General features: G+C 46.3%; 17 protein-coding genes and 1 pseudogene. 6 read left to right on the top strand and 12 right to left on the bottom strand.

The window, feature by feature from the left end; all coding sequences use genetic code 11:
* Positions 1 to 3 precede the first annotated feature (3 nt).
* Together FIU82_RS16705 and FIU82_RS16710 are read left to right on the top strand one after the other, a co-directional pair.
* Entirely contained in the window at positions 4 to 432 is a 429-nt protein-coding gene (locus tag FIU82_RS16705) for an excinuclease ABC subunit A (RefSeq protein ID WP_022943864.1), read from the top strand.
* A gap of 139 nt (positions 433 to 571) precedes the next feature.
* On the top strand, positions 572 to 2,797 hold the full coding sequence (locus tag FIU82_RS16710; protein ID WP_152441678.1) for a carbohydrate binding family 9 domain-containing protein: 2,226 nt from the start codon (positions 572 to 574) through the stop codon (positions 2,795 to 2,797).
* Here the strand turns inward: FIU82_RS16710 and FIU82_RS16715 are convergent.
* Both FIU82_RS16715 and FIU82_RS16720 read right to left on the bottom strand, forming a co-directional pair.
* The gene (locus tag FIU82_RS16715; RefSeq protein ID WP_152441679.1) at positions 2,794 to 4,152 is read right to left on the bottom strand and encodes a DUF2254 domain-containing protein; all 1,359 of its coding nucleotides are present in this window, start codon (positions 4,150 to 4,152) and stop codon (positions 2,794 to 2,796) included. The two genes, FIU82_RS16710 and FIU82_RS16715, sit on opposite strands and share 4 nt — an antisense overlap.
* Positions 4,153 to 4,503: 351 nt before the next feature.
* Positions 4,504 to 5,433 (bottom strand): HNH endonuclease, encoded by a 930-nt coding sequence (locus FIU82_RS16720; RefSeq protein WP_367648289.1) that lies wholly within the window; start codon positions 5,431 to 5,433, stop codon positions 4,504 to 4,506.
* A gap of 113 nt (positions 5,434 to 5,546) precedes the next feature.
* Here FIU82_RS16720 and FIU82_RS16725 point away from each other — a divergent pair.
* A pseudogene (locus FIU82_RS16725) lies at positions 5,547 to 6,590 on the top strand (IS110 family transposase).
* Positions 6,591 to 7,068: 478 nt separating this feature from the next.
* Here the strand turns inward: FIU82_RS16725 and FIU82_RS16730 are convergent.
* The 6 genes from FIU82_RS16730 to FIU82_RS16755 all read right to left on the bottom strand — a co-directional run bounded on the left by FIU82_RS16730 (position 7,069) and on the right by FIU82_RS16755 (position 13,775).
* Positions 7,069 to 8,001, bottom strand: coding sequence for a DUF4435 domain-containing protein (locus FIU82_RS16730; RefSeq protein WP_152441680.1), 933 nt, complete (start codon positions 7,999 to 8,001; stop codon positions 7,069 to 7,071).
* Positions 8,001 to 9,383, bottom strand: a complete 1,383-nt coding sequence (locus tag FIU82_RS16735) for an AAA family ATPase (protein WP_152441681.1) — start codon at positions 9,381 to 9,383, stop codon at positions 8,001 to 8,003. Before FIU82_RS16735 ends, FIU82_RS16730 begins: the two co-directional genes overlap by 1 nt.
* Before the next feature lie 528 nt (positions 9,384 to 9,911).
* Positions 9,912 to 11,501 carry an AbgT family transporter gene (locus tag FIU82_RS16740; protein WP_130146500.1) on the bottom strand — a complete coding sequence of 530 codons (1,590 nt, stop codon included), beginning with the start codon at positions 11,499 to 11,501 and terminating at the stop codon, positions 9,912 to 9,914.
* A gap of 199 nt (positions 11,502 to 11,700) precedes the next feature.
* Entirely contained in the window at positions 11,701 to 13,170 is a 1,470-nt protein-coding gene (locus FIU82_RS16745) for an FAD-binding domain-containing protein (RefSeq protein WP_152441682.1), read from the bottom strand.
* Positions 13,163 to 13,468 carry a hypothetical protein gene (locus tag FIU82_RS16750; RefSeq protein WP_022943875.1) on the bottom strand — a complete coding sequence of 102 codons (306 nt, stop codon included), beginning with the start codon at positions 13,466 to 13,468 and terminating at the stop codon, positions 13,163 to 13,165. The genes FIU82_RS16745 and FIU82_RS16750 overlap by 8 nt, the downstream gene beginning before the upstream one ends.
* 49 nt (positions 13,469 to 13,517) lie before the next feature.
* Positions 13,518 to 13,775, bottom strand: coding sequence for a DUF3081 domain-containing protein (locus FIU82_RS16755; RefSeq protein WP_022943876.1), 258 nt, complete (start codon positions 13,773 to 13,775; stop codon positions 13,518 to 13,520).
* Positions 13,776 to 13,867: 92 nt separating this feature from the next.
* On the opposite strand from FIU82_RS16755, the gene FIU82_RS16760 reads away from it, so the two are divergent.
* Positions 13,868 to 14,827, top strand: coding sequence for an MBL fold metallo-hydrolase (locus FIU82_RS16760; protein WP_152441683.1), 960 nt, complete (start codon positions 13,868 to 13,870; stop codon positions 14,825 to 14,827).
* Between the two features lie 4 nt (positions 14,828 to 14,831).
* Here FIU82_RS16760 and FIU82_RS16765 read toward each other — a convergent pair whose 3' ends face one another.
* Positions 14,832 to 15,650: a helix-turn-helix domain-containing protein gene (locus FIU82_RS16765; RefSeq protein ID WP_216651836.1), complete on the bottom strand. Its 819-nt coding sequence runs from the start codon at positions 15,648 to 15,650 to the stop codon at positions 14,832 to 14,834.
* A 56-nt stretch (positions 15,651 to 15,706) separates the two neighbouring features.
* Here FIU82_RS16765 and FIU82_RS16770 point away from each other — a divergent pair, with 56 nt between their 5' ends.
* Positions 15,707 to 16,531: a thioredoxin family protein gene (locus FIU82_RS16770; RefSeq protein ID WP_152441685.1), complete on the top strand. Its 825-nt coding sequence runs from the start codon at positions 15,707 to 15,709 to the stop codon at positions 16,529 to 16,531.
* A 2-nt stretch (positions 16,532 to 16,533) separates the two neighbouring features.
* On the opposite strand, the gene FIU82_RS16775 is transcribed toward FIU82_RS16770, so the two are convergent.
* Both FIU82_RS16775 and FIU82_RS16780 read right to left on the bottom strand, forming a co-directional pair.
* Positions 16,534 to 17,430 (bottom strand): DUF4231 domain-containing protein, encoded by an 897-nt coding sequence (locus tag FIU82_RS16775; protein WP_152441686.1) that lies wholly within the window; start codon positions 17,428 to 17,430, stop codon positions 16,534 to 16,536.
* 81 nt (positions 17,431 to 17,511) lie between these two features.
* Positions 17,512 to 17,652: a DUF2256 domain-containing protein gene (locus tag FIU82_RS16780; protein ID WP_081604432.1), complete on the bottom strand. Its 141-nt coding sequence runs from the start codon at positions 17,650 to 17,652 to the stop codon at positions 17,512 to 17,514.
* Positions 17,653 to 17,754: 102 nt separating this feature from the next.
* Between FIU82_RS16780 and FIU82_RS16785 the strand changes: the two genes are divergently transcribed.
* A complete protein-coding gene (locus FIU82_RS16785; protein ID WP_045979941.1) occupies positions 17,755 to 18,006 on the top strand; it encodes a TIGR03643 family protein in 252 nt (83 codons plus the stop codon).
* Positions 18,007 to 18,009: 3 nt separating this feature from the next.
* Here FIU82_RS16785 and FIU82_RS16790 read toward each other — a convergent pair whose 3' ends face one another.
* Entirely contained in the window at positions 18,010 to 18,813 is an 804-nt protein-coding gene (locus FIU82_RS16790; RefSeq protein WP_022945492.1) for a DUF1338 domain-containing protein, read from the bottom strand.
* Positions 18,814 to 18,834: the final 21 nt, after the last annotated feature.

Below are 18,834 nucleotides of genomic sequence, written 5' to 3' on the forward strand. Positions count from 1 at the left end.
GAAATGAAAAAATATTTATTAATGGCAGCGCTTGTGGCCGCAACATCGCACAGTGTGGCGGCTCGAGATGATATCGGCAAGTACTCTATTGCCGACTTGTTAGCGACCACGAAAGCCAAGGATGCGCTATTGGATGTGCCCCTTTACTTTGCCGATCAACCACACAGCGCGGCGAAAGAGACCTTCGGTGAGGTTATGACCAATAAGAAAACCAATGCCTTTAATAAATCAGACAAAGAAGCCTGTGAGTGGGTGATGCTCAGTGCGCTTAAAGCATTGCAAGAGCGCGCTCAGCGCGAAGGCATGAATGCCGTCGTGGGTATTGAGTCGTACTATAAAAAACGTGAATTTAAAAGCAGTGAACAATTTGAGTGTGGGGCTGGCTTTTTAATGGCCGGTGTGGCTCTTAAGGGCACGTTAGTTAAGCTATAAAACCGCACACGGCAGCCCACGCGCTATAAATGAAAAAAGGTACAAAGTTCACCGCACAGGGGTGGTAATTTGTTTTTTGTTTGTTAACATAAAGTAAAATTACCACGCAGACAGTGGTGTAGTACCAATAAGGACGTTTATGGCGCGCTTCGTGTTATTATTGGCTGCGTGTTGCAGCCTTTTCAGCGCAACGGTTGTTGCATACCCTCCAGCAAAACAATTTGCACTGGCACACCTGCAAGAGCAAGTAAAACTCGATGGCAATCTTGACGAGCATGTGTGGAAAAATGCCACGCAAATCGCTGTTAACACTCAGAATGAGCCCCTTGAGCGCGCTGCCTCCCCAGTCAATACAACCGCCTATTTATTCGATGATGGTCAATTCCTATATTTAGGCATCGATGCCAAGGACCCTAACCCTGAGGCCATTCGTGGAGCCTTGCGAGACCGTGATGAGTTATGGCAGGACGACAACGTCGGTATCATCATCGATAGCCTAAATGATGAGCGCAATGCCTTTGAGTTTTTCGTTAATGCTTATGGTGCTCAAGGCGATATTCTCGCAACCGACTTTGATACCTGGGTTGAAGACCCCAGTTGGGATGCCATTTGGTACAGCGCCGCGCAAATTCATAGCGATGGATATGTGGTAGAAATGAAAATACCCCTGACGGTATTAAACCTGCCAAAAACAAATGAACCCATTACCTGGGGCATTTCCATTGCACGTAATTACCCACGGGACGTGTTCTATCGCTTGTCTAATGTCGGCTTTGATCTTGATATAAAATGCAGTTTTTGCCAATTTGATAAAATTACCGGGCTTGCCAATCGCACTGAGCATCGTGATGTGTTATTTACGCCGCATATCAGTGCTAGCCGCCATGATAGTAAAGAGCACGTTCCCGGTGATTGGCAAAATAGCGATGTTGATGTTGAAGTGGGCGCCGATTTACGCTGGCGTATCAATGATGAAACCTTGCTTAATGCCACGGTTAACCCGGACTTTTCGCAGGTAGAAGCTGACGCTGTGCAGCTCGATGTAAACACCAACTTTTCGTTGTATTACGCCGAAAAAAGACCGTTTTTCTTAGATGGCTCCTCGTATTTTCGCACCAACCAGCAAGAGCTATTTTACAGCCGCACCATCGCCGAGCCGGATTATGGTGTGAAAGTCACCGGCAAGCAGGGCGCGCATACCTATGCCACGTTAGTCGCCGATGATGCCAACCCCTCTGTTTTATTGCCAGGTAATCAAGGCTCATCACTGGCGCAACTGCAAGATGATGTCACCAATGCGGTGGCGCGTTACCGTTATGACTGGGGACAGCGCAGTGGCGTAGGGATGACGCTTACGCAGCGCCAAGGGGGAGATTATCATAATACCGTCGCAGCCCTCGATGGCACCTATGCCCTTAATGCCAGCGACTCCTTTAACTACGGACTGTCTTATGCTGACACCGATAATAGCGCGCTGTTTGTCGAAAATTGGGACGTTGCTGCTAATCAGTCCGGCAAGGCAATTAGTTTGGCGCTTGAGCGCACGAAGCGTGATTACAACTTGCGTGGCGAGTACCAACAGATTGATGAAGACTATCGCGCCGATATGGGCTATCAGCCTAAAGCTGACTTTCGCGAGTACGTGCTCGGTGGCGGGCAAACCTGGTACGGTGACGATGGCGCCCGCATCACTAAGTGGCAATATGATTTAGAGTGGGACAAAAGCTTTGATTTAGATGGCGATTTACTTGAGCAAGAATTTGAAGGCTATTTATATGCTGAAGGGCCCTTGGTCTCTACTTACGAGCTTGGTATGTGGCATAGCGAAGAGCTTTATTACGGCGAATACTTTATCCAAAATAATGGCTATGTGCAGTTCTCTATTCGCCCGCATCAAGATTTAACCTATGTGCTTTATGCCGATTACGGTTCACGTATCGACTACAGCAATGCTCGCCTTGGTGAGGGAGCCGATATTGAAAACTCCCTGAGCTGGGATGTGAACCAACATTTGCAGCTTAAGGTGAATTACAATTACAGTGAGCTCGATGTTAATGAGCAATCCGTTTATCGTGCCCAGCAGTGGGACTTGCGACTTTACTATAAATTCAATATTCGCAGCATGCTTAAGGTCATCTGGCAGTTTGAAGATATAGACCGCAACCAGCAAGCCTACCTTTATTCGCAAGTGCATAAGCGCAATCGCGATTTTGGCTCGCAGGTGGTGTATTCCTACAAAATGAATCCGCAGTCGGTATTCTATCTCGGCTATTCCGACAGCGGCTATCAAGATGACTCACTGGATGAGCTGCAACGCACTGAGCGTACATTTTTTACTAAAATCAGCTACGCTTGGCAGCTTTAGCTTTGTTGTTGCGGTGATAGTGCTAGATGAACATCATCACCGCGCCGCTTCGCGACTTCATTGACACGTTCAAGCATCTCATTAATACGTTTTCGTTCATACGGGTTAGTGATGTTGTGCTCGGCATCGAATACGGTGGCTTGCACATAGCGATACAAAGCATCGACGTAAGCCTTATTACCATCGCACACAAACAGAATGTTTTTTAGCGCCTCAAGAAGGTTCACTAAAATGGTGGTGTCTTCGCGCCCGTAGTGGCGAATCGGGTCAAAGTTATCTTCTAACAAAGTAGCGATACTGGGCTCATAGAACCACAATCTAGGGGCCGCTTCTTCCTCGCTGTGCGCCAAGGTGTAATTGTGATCGGCAATGCGCAGGCGAGTGATAATTAAAATACTCAACATGTCTACCGCTTTAACAGCGGTGCCGGGGTCGTTTATCCCTGGGCTTAACGCTTTAATGGCGATTTCAGCAATTTGGCGAATGCCATAACTGTAATGATCGCCAATATACTCTTCGATATAAAAAACACTGCACTTACAAATTTGCTCACAAAGTTCACTGTCATCGCTGATATCTTTGTTCACCGCTAAGTAGGGAAAGCCTTCGACACAAAAAAAGCCAGGCTCAATCTCAACCACCAGTTCAAGGTCATGTTGTGCCAAGATTTTACTTAATTGCTGTGTATGTACACCTTTAAAGTAGCCAGCTTGAGGGCTTTTTATATGATACCACTGGGTATAGTCAGGGCGTTTTTTCGCGATGTCGGGCTGTTGTGCTTGGGCGATGGCTTGCAGTTGTTGCTGAGTTTGCGAAAACAGCGTATTGAGCACATTGTCCACTTGTATGGAGCGGGAAATAGAATGAATAAAAAATACAAATAGCGCCAAGGCGTAAAGCCCGAGCATCAAGGCTATAAAGGTGCCCAGGGATGGCGGCTGGGTATCGCCATTTTCGGCGTGTATATTCATCAAGGTGACCAAGGTAAAGACAATACTGCCTAAGTACACCCCCAGCACATACTGGTGCGACTTCATGGTAATGAGCCCGGGTAATACCCGAGGCGAGAGGGTGGATGAGGCGTTGTTAAGTACCACCATCACCATAGAAAAACTAAACACCGTCAACGAGATGAGACCACCGGCGAGAATGTTAAGCACCGTTTTAGCGGTGTCTAAATCAGCAACAAACAACATCGGCCACTGTGATTTTAAGGCCATCACCAGCTCATGATATTCGATGCTCGCCAACAGCATCGCTAAACACAACAGCAAGGTGATGATAATAGCAGGGTAAAAGCCAATGCTGCTAACGATGGCCCGGTAGTGGGCAGCGAGTTTGCGAGGTGTACGCACTGAACAAGCCTCCATGGCGAATATTAAAAACTAACCCTAGCACAGCGCACCATTTGAGCCTAGATAGTCTTTGCTTTCGCTGCTGTGGATGCTTAATAAAGATGGAAGCAACAGAGTAAAGCCGCAAAATAGCCATTGAGGTAAATGATGCCTAACCATGTAATAGTCATGTCCCATTAGAGCAATAAAAAACCCGCTGCATTATGCCAGTGGTTTTGTGCATCTAAGTGAGTTAGTTCATAAGAGATCTGGCGCTCAGCAAAACTCGTTTTTGGACGGAAACACGCTAGATTATTTATTCGGTAACGTCATGAACAGATTTGTCGCCAGGCGTAATCCTGATTTACCTTGTTAAACATTTTTGGCCAATTTCTTAGATAACTTATCAATACTTGGCATTGGGTCTAACCGGTGGATAATCCTGTGGCAATTTGAGCAAATAACTGCTAAATCACTAAGTTTTGTTTCGACTATTCCATCCGCCTTTGATAAAGGCTGCAAATGGTGAACTTCACAAAAACCCTCTCCGATTTTTCCGTAGAAATCCTTAAAGTCGAAACTACAAACCTCGCATCTTAATTTACCAGTGGCTTTGAGAACAGAATCCTTCTTTTTTTTTATTATTGAGGGATTTCGCTCTCGCCGGAGATGTGCGACCAATCGAGGGTTTCCTTCCTCGATAGTTCTATTAAAATCTATATCAGGAAGATCCAAGCTTTCACCCTTTATGAGCGCCATAGTTCTATTTACTATTTCCTGGCTTTCTTGCTTGTCTGCAAACCAAACATTGCTTTGTCCGATCCCACCCTTCACCGCTCTTGGAATTATCAAGTCACGTTTTTCCACTGGAAGTAAAACAGCATTAGCCCAACTTGCTTTGATTCTATAGCTAGACACACCATTTCTTTTCTGTTTCGAATTCTGATTTTCTATTGATTGGAGATCGCGATAGACCGTTGCATCCTTGTACCACCCCACGACTACCGTTCCTCCACTTTCTGGGCCCGCAGTCCATACAACATCAACTCCGTCTATCTTATCGTCTTGCTTCGAAGCACCAATTTTTTCGATTTTAATCGATCGGCCGACAGGCTGCACATATCCATAAACATTTCCGTTGATGTTCGTGAAATTACAAACCTCGTGACCGGTTGAATGCTCGTTATATTTTCCACCTCTTTCAATAGAGTCTCCGGATATACCATTGTAATTCTTCATCCATCCGATGTTGCAGAAGATAATTGGCATATTTCCCTCTGTGTTGTTTAACGCTTCAAGCACCGGCGCAGCTTTGCTGCGTCCGAGTGATTTGACTTGATACTTATTGAAGCTTCTCCCCGAAGTTTAGCGAAATACTAAACTTCAAGGCGACCAAACCAAAAGGAGAAAGCTCAATGAAATTTTATACCAAATTACATGATTTTTACTATGGTATTGACTTACATACTCGAATTCTTTATGTCTGTATCTTGAATGACAGGGGTGAAAAGCTTGTTCATAAAAAGATAAAAGCAGATAAACAAGCATTATTGTCACTTATTGAGCCCTACATAGGGCAAGTAGTCATTGGCGTAGAGTGTATGCATTGTTGGTATTGGGTTAGCGACTTATGCAAAGAACATGATGTTGATTTCGTGCTCGGTCACGCTCTTTACATGAAAGCCATTCACGGTGGTAAAGCCAAAAACGACAAAATTGATTCTTATAAAATCGCCAGTTTGCTAAGCGGTGGCAACTTTCCTCTTGCTTATGATTATCAAAGTGAGATGAGAGCGACTCGTGATTTACTGCGTCGACGAACTAAGCTTGTTCAGCATGGTGCTCAGCTCAAAGCGCATATCGTTAACACGAACAGCCAATATAATTATCCCGCGCTAGAGTTGCACATAAAAAACAAATGTGTGCGGGAAGAATTCAGAACGCGTTATGACGACCCCGTTGTTCAACGTAATATCAATTTCGACTTAGCCATCCTTGATAGCTACGCTCGAGAACTAAAACACCTTGAATGTTTTCTTGAGCGCAAAGCACAATAACATCGCCCTGACTATTACGCTCAATTGCGAACCGTACCAGGCATCGGGCTCATATTAGCGATGACCATACTTTATGAAATTGGCGACATAGAGCGCTTTGAGTCAGTCAAAAAGTTTGCTTCCTATTCCCGCTTAGTTAAATGCAAAGCTGAATCAGCAGGTAAAATCTACGGCACAAATGGTAATAAAATCGGCAACGGTCATTTAAAATGGGCGTTTAGTGAAGCCGCTATTCTCTATTTACGAGGTAACGACAAAGCAAGACGTTATCTAAACAAACTACAAAAGCGCATGAGTAAAGCCAAAGCGTTATCCGCTTTGGCCCATAAACTCTTCCGTGCTGTTTACTTTATGTTAAAGAATAAAATGGTATTTGACGATGAACAGTTTTTAAACGCCTAAGTCGCTCGATAGGGTGAGCTCAACACCTAACTAGATAAGCAAGAACTATCGCGCGTTATTTGTGACGTATATGCCACAAAGCATGATATTGCAGGTAAATATAGTCGCTGTATAAGCTACTTACGCTTGATTAGACAGCCCATTGGTGCGCATTAACAATGAGCAAAATTGTTTACACCTTAGTTGAGCCTGAAACTGACTGGAGCCACGAGCCAACTGACTTGAATAGTGCCTTCTTAAGGTTAACCGATGAATGTCTAGTGCCCCAAACCACCATATGGAATGACAGAGTTAGGCAGTGAAGAGATCACAATAAGAGAGCCTCTACATGTGTTTGCCGTAAGCAATTTATTTAACGGCCACAATGACAGAGCGAAGTAGATTATGTTGCTGATTGAAACACAGTTAGCTGCCTATCGGCAGCTAAAAAAGATTCTATTGTTTATTTGACGAAAGAAGGTTCATATGTGTTAGCTTATTAGGCAACAGAAGAAACCAAATTCACGGGATAATTATCACTTCCACCTTCAATGGTTTTTAACCATGCCTCACAAAGTGCTGTAGATATAGCACTTTCCTTCAATTTAGAAAAATCAGAAGCGCTCTTTTTAGCCAGTCTTTCGTCTTGTTGATATCCAGCAATAAACAAGCACAAAGCGAAAACTCTTTGCAGCAGCTGCATAGCAGTATGCCCCCGACAGATTCGTGCATATATTACTTCATCTGAAGCTTCTACAATCGGTTGATACTTACGATATGCAGCTTTGAAATTGACAAGGATCTGGTGTGTTTCATTTTCCTTCCAAGAATCGATGTTAAATTCAAGAGTTCCTGAATTTATATTAAAATCTTCCCAACCAATTACTCCGAGAGGATAAGAGCATTTCCCAATATCTTTAGCGGCAAGACTAATAACTGATATTACTTTCAATGCTGAAGGTAGCAAATACTTGAATTTCTTTGTTGCATCACCTTTATATTCTGAGTTTGTTAGGTAGCGATACGCATCTGAAATAAGCTCAGACTCTATAAAGTAATTTTCGAGTGAATGCCCAAGGGTCCAACTAAGGTTTCCTTCGGTTTTATGCTCTTTCATCAAGTCAATAACCTGATCACGCACATCAAACTCTTGAAACTCCCTATCGCACAGGAAATAAAGATTGCTGTGCTCATTAGAGGACTTACAGGAAGCATGAATTTTTTCAATCTTAGCTCTGTTATTTTTCGCTGTAACACCGCAATCACCTTTTATGCTTTCAGCAGTGTCAATCTTGATCCGATTCTTTCCAATAGTGACATCTAACAGGTTCTTAATATGAGCTTTATCATCTCTTCCTTCTACTAAAATTCTTTTCTTAGAGCTCATTCTTACGCTGGCTATATATTTTGGCACATCATACTTTACCTCCATTAGAAGTCTTCCTCCTCATCATCAATCAGGAAGGCAGACTCTTCTGGAGATATATCGTTAAATATAGGTTTAACCTCTTTCATGTATTCATCGAAATCTGCTGCTATTGCAGGGGAGTGAGTACAAACAATTATCTGTCTATCACCCAATTGTTCCATCATCTTTTCTAGGAGATCTTCCTGCCAATCAATATGTAATGATATTTCCGGCTCATCGATAAGAACTGCTGAATTTCCGCTCATTCTATTCACAGCATACAACATAGTTAGGAGCTGTCTTTCACCCGATGACATTACTTTGATGCTGCTCCATGAATCATCTGGAAATTTCAAACCAACTTTTGGCATCCTACGATTTTTATCTAATGCATAAGAAAGTTCTTTTTTGTCCAAGAATGAATTTACAACGTCAAAATATGTATCTATTTCCTTGAAGGATTCTTGCTGGAAGGATTTCCTTTCCTTTAGTGCATCTCTATAGACTGTCAAAGCACCAGATGCAGAACTTTGTAACTCACCATACATTGAGCTTCTTGTGACTAATTGTTGGAGCTCTCGATACGTATTCGAATTCTCCTCGAAGTCACCCAACTTGTTAGTATTAGATTCAGCTGTTAACTGGGATATCTCTAACAATAGCTCATCTGCGGATGAATCAACTTCGGATCCTTCTAGCAGGGCAGAAAACACTTTTACAAATGAGTCTGAGAATACAGAGCTCTCATACCTCGCTATTCGAATCTGACAGTCTCTAATTTCATCTCTTAGGTTATGCTCAATATCAATAGGTGATGGGTAGTTAATAGCAGGCAAAAATTGGCCAAATAGATTTCTAGCAAACATTGTTGCTTGCTTAGTAGAGATCTCTCTTGTTCGTCTACTAGGATGAACCTTTCTACCATCTCGTTGGGATGACCAAGCTTCTAGCATCGTCCTGAATGCTGGAAAGTATGATGTGTCGATATGACGAATTTCATTTTCTTTAACAAATTCTCTTATCTTTGATGAAAGCTCAGGAGTAAATTCTCGCATGTATCTATCATCTTCATACTCACGTATATCTTCAAAAGCCTCTCTCTTACTAAAAGAAAAATTAGCACCAGACTGAGTTTCGACTGAGATAATAATTTCACCATCATCATCATGTTGTGAAACAACAACAAAGGCGCCATTCGAATACGTTACCTTAATTCTCTTGAATTCAAGGAAAGCGAATCGGATGAAGTCACAATTCGAAACGTTCGCAATAATATGAATTAACGTTGATTTTCCTGTTCCATTTTGTCCATACAGAATATTTAACGAATCATTGAAATCAATCTCTAGATCATACCTTTTATGAATGCCTTTCAGCTCTACCCTGCGAATGAAGTTTTCTTTCATGACTTTCCTTATGCTCTAAATTCGAATTCTGTATAGAAGCTAACATGTTTATAGCGAGCGAATCGCGCGTTTTTCTACTACGCTACAGTTCACTTTTCTGAATGATATATTTTTAACAGACTAGTTAACTCATTGCCAGTATTATTAAAAATAGCTATTGCTCGTTTTCTTGACTATGTGAGCGACTGCGCTAAAACTGTTTTAATATACAGTTTTGTATATTTTCAAAGGAATGGAGAGGTGGAGGTTAGCACTTATGCGATTGAAGTAATCTGATGTTGGATATCTTAACAGAGTTTTTATTTCCAACTTTGATATATAAAAATGAGAGCGATTTTTGCTCACTAAAATGCTCGCGTTATTTTGTTTCTGATTTTCCTCTAACTGTGCTATTCACTTCGAATCATAACGTGACCTCATACGAGATTTTTGTATGCAACGTTGTTCAACATCCTCAGCTGCATACGCCAAAGGTAATGTTATGTGGGCAAATACAAAAAAGCCGGCATAGAGGCCGGCTTTTCTTATTTAAGGTTGATAGTAGGTGGGCGAGCCTGGGCCTACTGGCATCCCGAGCACAAACACCCATAAATAGAACAAACACACCCAACCGAGGAAGAACAGCATACTGTAAGGCAACATGGTCGCGACTAAGGTGCCAATCCCCATATTCTTTTTATATTTGGTCGCAACCGCAAGTATGAGGCCAAAATAACTCATCATCGGGGTGATAAGGTTCGTCACCGAGTCGCCAATGCGGTAGGCAGCTTGGATTGTTTCCGGGGCATAACCAATAAGCATCAGCATAGGAACGAAGATAGGCGCGGTTACTGCCCATTGCGCTGATGATGAACCGAGACTCAAGTTCACCATGGCGCACATAAGAATAAAGAACACAAACACCTCAGGCCCAGTTAGATTCAGCGCTTGCAACAAGGCAGCACCATTCACCGCCAAGATGGTCCCGAGGTTGGTCCATTTGAAGAAGGCGACAAATTGCGCAGCGAAAAACACCAGAACGATATACATGCCCATCGAGCCCATACTTTTGCTCATGGCATCAATAATATCGCGGTCATTTTTCATTGAGCCGACCACTCGGCCGTAAACAAACCCAGGAATAGCAAAGGTGATAAAAATGATCACCACAATGCCTTCTAAGAACGGGGAACCTTTCACTTCGCCGGTCTCTTGATGGCGCAAGATACCGTCATCGGGGATAATGGTGAACGCTAAAATTACACCAATAAGCACAAACGAAAGACCCGCCCATTTGAGGCCGGTTTTTTCCTTTTTACTCAGGTGATCAATTTTATTTTCGCCCAAATCAATGCTGGCTTCACTGGGGTCATATTTACCCAAGCGCGGCTCAACGATTTTTTCAGTGACCCATGTGCCTAAAATGGCAATCATGAACACGGAAACAAACATAAAGTAATAATTGGCCTCAGCGCCCACTTGGTAGTCAGGGTCAATCATTTGTGCCGCTGGGGTGGTGATCCCTGCTAACAATGGGTCAATGGTGCCCAATAAAAGGTTGGCGCTGTAGCCACCGGAAACACCGGCAAACGCCGCCGCTAAACCCGCCAGAGGGTGGCGTCCAAGGCTGTGAAAAATCATTGCCGCAAGGGGAATAAGTACCACATAACCGAGCTCAGATGCGGTATTTGATAATATCGCAGCAAACACCACCATAAACGTCACTAAGCGTTTAGAGGCGCCCATGACCATGCCACGCATGGCCGCTGACAGTAGCCCCGAGTGTTCAGCAACGCTCACCCCTAGTAAGGCCACTAATACTGTGCCTAGCGGCGCAAACCCGGTAAAGTTAGTCACTAACCCTTCAAAAATGCGGCGCAAGCCTTCGGCGCTAAATAAACTCACGACTTCGATCACTCCATCTGGGTCGCGTCCTTTAGCGCCCTCAGGGCGTGGGTCTATGGCGCTTAGACCGGCCCAGTCGGCTATGCCGCTGATAACCACAATGGCGACACAAAAAAGTGCAAATAAAGTGATAGGGTGAGGCAGCAGGTTGCCGAGAAACTCGACCGTTGCTAAAAAGCGATTAAACCACCCCTTTTGTTGTTCTGGCATGTCAGATGAGACTGCTTTACTCATACCTGTTATTGTCCTTGGAGTCACAAATGGCGCAAAAGATACCATTATTGCGCGCGGCGGTCATCGTTTATCGGTCAAAGCCGAGCAGTGCGCGATGGATAGCCAAAAAAAAGCAGAGGTGGGCACCTCTGCTTGCCCGTTCAGGGCATAATGCTTTAGGGAAAAGCAATAATTGTTACGCACCAACAGTGCTAAGAGATCAAAATAGCCCCAGCTGTTTGCTTGATTTTGTTTTACGTGTTGCCTTTGGCTGGCGTTTACGGGAGCCATGTTGGTGGCCCACGCGCGCCGTCTCGCGGCTATTCACATGGCGCTGGTAGTAATCGGCAATGCGCGCTTTTGCTTGTCGCAGGGCAATGTCCGGAAGCACGCTCGGGTGCGGGTAGGTGTCATGACTGAGGCCATTGTATAACCATGGGGTGTGCACATAGGCGCTAGGCACCTTGCTCAGCTCGGGCAGCCAGCGACGAATAAAATGACCGTGCGGGTCGTATTTTTGTCCTTGTGTCACCGGGTTATACATTCGCCACGGATTGATACCGGTGCAGCCCGATTGCATTTGCACTTGGGGATAATGAATACCGGGTTCGTAGTCAACAAACTGCGCTGCTAAAAACGCCGCTGGTTGACGCCAATCTAACCAGAGTTGGTAACTGGCATAGGCAATAAGCATGGCGCGCATACGAAAGTTAATCCAACCATAGTGATGCAAAAAACGCATGCAAGCGTCGATAAAAGGCACACCCGTTTGCCCTTGGCACCAGGCTAAAAATTGCTGCTGATCAAACTGCTCGGCGCGTAAATGAATAAGGTCGCGGTGTACTGCGTGTTCACAATAGCTCGGCTCTGACTCCAGCTTTTGCACAAAATGACTGTGCCAATGTAAACGGGCCAATACCGCGCGCTTATGGCCTGCGGGGCCTTTGATAGCCCCCAGGCTCTGGATACTTTCGCGTAGGCTGATCACGCCATAGGCGAGGTAAGGGCTTAAACGAGAGCACCGGGTGGGGGCACTGAGGACAGAAGAAATACCGCCGCGATAGTAGTGCATGCGCGTTGCTAAAAAGCTTTGCTGGGTGGCCAAGGCACAGGCGTGGGCGCCATGCTGGGCACCGCTGGCAATAAGGTTATCGTTGCCCGGATAGTGATCAAGTAATGCTAAACCGTCATGATGGCTAAGCAAACTCGTTAAGTGTGTGGGGCTTTCTAGTTGCGGTTGCTTAAGCCAGTGCTGCGCCTTTGTTTGCCAATGATCGCGTTCTATCGCGCCACGAAATACCGCCTGTTGGCGATAGGTGGCAATGGCAATGCTGCGCTCGCGACACCATGAAAACACCTGATTATCTCGGCTGTACGTCCACGAATTACCGGTTTCCTGGTGGCTATACAGGGTATGGATGGGTGCATGTAGATGGATGCGGGCTAAGATGTCGCACACCTCTCCGCGCCGCACTAATAACCGCCCTCCGATGCGCTCAAGTTGGGTAGCTAGGGAGCGTAATGCTTGAGCAACAAAACGAAACTGGCGCTCGCTGGTGTCGTCAAGGCACCAATATTCGGGCTCAATAACGTATAGACACAGCACTGGGCGCATGCTTTGCGCGGCAAAATGAATAGGGGCATGGTCATTAATGCGCAAATCGCGCTTTAACCACACCAAGCTAATCATCCAATACCCCTTTGTAGAGCAGGGGATAACGGCGTAAGCGTTTGCCAATATAGTCGTCGCGCAGCAGAGCGTCGCAGATTTCATCGACATCGCTGTGCGCGCTAAAAACCCAATCAAAACGCTCGATGGCTAGTAAAAAGCCGCGCTTGAGATGGCGCTGCTGACGGTAATATTCCAAGTTATCTTTGATCAGTTCGAGCTTACTCGGGTCCGCTTTTAGTGCGGCGACTACTTGCTCGCTGTGGTGTTGTAATGTCTTGGGGGTCTTTCTTGGACCTCGGGGCCTGCGCACATTCATCTCCTTAAACTGCTATGAAAGGATATACGCAGGCACAGTCACGCAGCGATCAAGCTTGTTTAGCTATCGCCTCAATTTTTTTGATGAAATCTTCTTTGTTCTTATCACTTTGGTAATCGAGGTGGTAAGTGTTGTGAAAACCAAAGCGCATTAACACACCACTGCCTTGTAGATAGACGGTATAGCCATCAACATCAGAAAATGCCGTGAGCCCCTCATAGAACTTGCCCTCGTCGGTTTGCTCACCATGTTTTTGAATATGTTCATAGACCCGCAGCAGGGTCTTACTGTCTATTTCGTTTTTCATCGAGGTTCTCACAATGTTGCTGTCGTTACTTATATTTTGGGGGTAAGGTGCGTAAAATCAACCAACACCTTCATTTGTTCAAGGAGGCCACAATGCAGGTCCAGGTTCTCGGTAGTAGTTCGGGCACACCGACATCAACGCGCAATGTCTCAGGCTACGCGGTGTTTAGAGAGGATAAAAAGCCTTGGTATTTGGTCGATTGTGGTGAAGCAACACAGCATCAAATATTAAAAACCACGCTCAGTCTTTATCACCTTGAAGCAATCTTTATTACCCATAAACACGGCGACCATTGCTATGGCTTGCCAGGGCTGCTTGCCTCGGCCGGGCTCAGTGGCCGCCAAGCGCCGCTTACCATCATCGCCCCACAGCAGGTGCTGGAGTTTGTCAGTGCCACTCTTAAGCTCAGTGATTGGCAATTGAACTTTCCCTTGCAGCTCTATGATTATGATGCGCTTGATGAGTACTCCGGCTCTTGGGCCACAGTGCGCAGCTGCGCGCTACAACACCGGGTGCCAAGCAAGGCGTATCGCTTTGACGAGCATGCCATCCCATTAAAGCTGGATATTGCACAGCTCAAACGCCACCATATCGGCTCAGGCCGCCATTATAATCAGCTGCAACGTGGTGAAGACGTAACCTTTGAGGGCCGCACCTTAACGGCCACCCAATATACCTACCCGTCGTGGCCAGCACGTAGCGTCATGGTGTGCGGTGATAATGAAAAGCCGCAATGCTTAGACCCGCTTATCGAAGGGGTTCAGTTATTGGTTCATGAGGCGACTTTCACCGCCAAAGATTTACACAAGGTTGGGTTTCACACTGGCCACAGCGACGTTGAGCGCATTTGTGATTATGCCCAACAGCGCCAGGTGCCGAGCCTGATACTCACCCATTTCAGTGCCCGATACGGGGGAGATGCAATGATGGCGCACATTGCTGACATTGCCACAGACAGGTATAGCGGAGCACTGTATTTGGCGGAAGATGGTTTATGTGTTGGTGTAGACAAACAGGGCCACAGTGCGTTAATACACGCGCGGTTTGCCTAGCCCTTTAGGCCGAACGATTAGCCCATTTGAGTTGTTGATAATCACGCGGGCTGAGCCCAACCACTTGTTTAAACTGACGGCTAAAGTGAGCCTGATCGGCAAAATTGAGTGCATAACTCAACTCGGTTAAAGACGTTTGGCGCTGATGTTTAATGCGCTCGCGGGCGCGGGCTACTCTTTGCAGTTTATGAATACTGCGTAGGGAAATGCCAATGTGGTGTTTGCAGTAGCGCTCGATAGTGCGCGGGGTTTTACCCAGTTGCTCGGCTAAATCGGCGGAGTTGGTGCACACCTCAATCGCGGCGCCACTGAGCACTTGTTGCTGGCGGGGTAAATGGTTGCTCAGAGTTTTAATCAGCTCAAAAAACGGCTGTGCTTCACTGAATCGCGCGGCGCAGCGCAGTTGCGGGGCGGTGTCGATATCATCAATGCGGATACATTGGTTCACCATCTCTGCGGCGGGTTGTCTGATGAAATTGCCCTGTGCCGCCAAATGAAAACGGGCACCGAGCAAATGAGTGCCCGCTGCGCAGCTCAACACCTTGCTATGCTGCTGACAACCGGTGATGTACAGCCCCGGCGTTAATAACTGCTCGCCTAAATAAGCCTGACCCTGCGTAAGTGCGAGCAAGCCCATGCGCGCATCAGCGTGTAACAATTGCTGCGAGTAGGGCTGTTCAGCGCCGGTTCGCGCCTGCCATACCTGGGCCACACCACCTACAGACAGGGCCTTTATATGCAGGGCAAAGTCGCTTAAAGGGCGATAATACTGGCTGCTCAATATGCGTGTGGGCGAGGTCATGACATTGTCGGTTTTGTTCAAGCTTTGCCACCAGCATATTGCTAATTTAGGGCCATCGCAATAACTAGGTAGCAACAATGAAATACATCCTACTTTTGACCTTCACATTTGTTTCTTGGTTCATCCACGCCACGCCATTGCACAACATTCAGCTAAAAGAGCTGCAAGGCGGTACCTCAGTGTCACTCGCGCAGTTGCAGGGCGCGAAGCCTCTGTATGTAAAGATGTGGGCAAGTTGGTGCAGCCCGTGCATGCAACAGATGCCAAAATTGCAGCAGCATTATCAAGATTTTGGCGATAAATTAGCCTTTGTTGCCGTTAACATCGACCTGAACGATGATGCGCAGGCCATTAACAAGGTGGTTGAGCGTTTTCAACTGGGTATGACAATTGCTCAGGATGAGCATAAGCAATTAGCAACCCAGGTCGGTTTGCAGGGGACGCCCTTGCATTTGCTGTTTAATCGCCAAGGGCAATTAGTCTATCGCAGCCATCAAAGCGATGAACAGTTGGCCCAGGCACTTACGGCATTAGCCAACGCTGAGCCACTGCCAACCAAGATGCTTCGAGAAAATAACCCATCACCAACAAAGCTCCCTTTGGCAGATGCAGTGCTATTTAGCGCCACATGGTGCGAGAGTTACTGGCAAGAGCGTAAGGCGGATACGGCGCGCCAATGTCAAGCGAGTCGTGAGCGAGTGAATAAGCTCGCCGAGCAAGGCAAAAAAGTGGTGGTGGTAGTGTCAAACTTGTGGACCACGCCGGCGGATGTGCAGGTGTTTGCACAGCAATTTCACCCCAGCATTGATATTATCATAGATAACGGCGGCCAACTTTTTAAAGCCTATCAGATCAAAGCGTTGCCGCACTTGCTACACAGAAATACCCACGCCGCCCAATAAGGCTATGTTGAGCGTGCCGGCAAGGCAATAGAGAGCTCGGCAATTTGTGCCGCGCCCACATAAAAAGTTTGTTGCGCCAGCACCTCGTTACCTTGCTCGTCATAGATTTTGATGATGTGCGCGCCAAGTGCGAGATGGCGCTGTGTCCACGTTTGGGCGCAACAACGTATAGGGGTGGCGTCGTCGATGGCAATGGCATAACAGTAGGGGCTGTGGCTAAATTCCACCTTAACATTCACCGCCCCAAGTTGGGCACCCGGTTGCGTGGTTGACGGCGCAGATATTGGTTCGTTTGGCTGCGACGGTGCTTGGTATTGTTGAATAAGCTCGCCGAGCAATTCATTGCCGGTGGCAAACTCTGACACCCATTGCCGAGTCTCGCTTTTTTGTAGTTGTGCGGTGCGCGCTAAGTAGTGGCGCGACAAATCAAACAGGGCGCGGACATCGTCCTGTTGCAATGGCTGGTGGCGGTGTAAAATATACTGTGACCAGTCGGCCTCAAAGCGTCGGCTGAGGCTTTCCATTTCTGTCACCGTGGAAATATAGCGGATCCAACCGCTGGACCAACCAAAAATACGATCTGCCGCTTGTAACAGTCCCGCCAGAGCAAGCGCACCGACACCTGCTTGGGTTAGGTATAGACGCTGTTGATAATGCTCAAATAGACCAGCAAAAATAGGCAGTAAAGCCCCAAGAATAACCAAAGAGAAAGTCAAAATGCGCACCGTTAATGAGGCGCGACGTTTAGATTGAATACTGCGCCAATACCAGTTGCGAATGTCTTGGCTGCGAGCGCCTGCGCGCTGATAAATATCCGCTAGGGCCCGACTGGGCTCGCTAGCAATATAGTGGTCCCAATCCGGTAGTAGCTCGGCAGTAACATCTTGCTTTGCACCCATGCGCAACCCTTCCTTAGTGTAAAATCCAATAGCGGCATATATGCGCTAAGTATGCTAGAAAACACCTTGATAATAAAGTATTTAGCCTACGCCTTTAGCTGCGCAGCGCTTCGAACAATAACGTACAGAAGGCCAGTTATTGCGCCATTTTTTACGCCACGTAAAGCGCAAGCCACACACCGGACAATATTTATAAGGAAGATTAACTTTTTTGTGCGCCACAGTGATCTTTCCCGCCTTTGCCAAGGTTTAACTGCACCATGAGCCTTGTTGCCGTTATGGCTAATAGGCGTGGTGATTGGTAATCAATGAGTAGGAGATACGATGGACAGAGGTGCTGGCGATCATTCGCGTATTATTGAAATGGCGTGGGAAGACAGAACCCCGTTTGAGGCCATTGAACGCCTCTACGGTCTCAATGAGCAAGCGGTAATAAAACTGATGCGCCGTGAACTAAAGGCGGGGAGTTTTCGTCTTTGGCGAGCGCGGGTCAGTGGTCGCAAAAGTAAACACCAAGCCTTGCGTGATCCGCGTATTGAACGCGGATACTGCAAGACTCAGTACAAGCACCGTTAACGCTTAACGGGCGTTGGTGCTTTCGAAGATTTTATCCGCTGAAGCAGCGACAAAGCCGGTGTAGATTTCGCCATCAGGCTTCAAGTAGCGCAGAGCGAACTCATAAAAGCAACTTGGCACCGCTTTTTCACCGTCTGAAAAAGCCACCTTCGCATCGTCAGCTAGCGTTGATGACTGCTCTAGTAGCACCTCTGGAGAGCCTTTGATCTCACCGCCTGAGGTGTTCAGTTTAAAGCCAGCATCCTTAAGCTTTTGGTTCACCTGCTCAATGGTATCAAATTGCGCCAAGTGGTTAATGCTCACGGTAAAGTGGTTGGCGCGATAACCCCAAGCCGACATCCAGGCAGCGTATTCACTTTCTGCCAATAGCTTTTGATAGGTCTCATAGCTGACATCCCAATGGGTGCCAGAGTATAAGAAGTTGTCTGCAGTGACGGCGTCTTCATCAATGCTATCAACCATCTCATGAACGGTTTTTTGTAGCTCATCTGAGAACTGTTCAACAAGCAGTTCAGAGATAAACACTTTAGGTTGAGTCGGGTCTTCGTGCTCAAAATGCTTGGCGTAGAGTTTCTTGGCTTCGAAGTGATACTCGCCACACTCTTTGTAACCCACGGCTTTAAAGTGCGCAGCGAGCTTTTCTAAGCCAACCTTAGGCAAGTTAAAGGTGCGCAGCGCAATATGGTCGTTAATAACGTCATCGCGTTGAGTTGAGCCTAGTAGCTCGTGTACTTTAACGGCTGATGGAGTCACTTCAAGGTAGTTGTCCCACAAGTGTTCAAATAGTGTGTTTACATTGTTATGCATAATAATTCCTTAACACATAGA

The organism is Pseudoalteromonas sp. THAF3 (genome assembly GCF_009363775.1).
Classification (GTDB): Bacteria; Pseudomonadota; Gammaproteobacteria; order Enterobacterales; family Alteromonadaceae; genus Pseudoalteromonas; species Pseudoalteromonas ruthenica.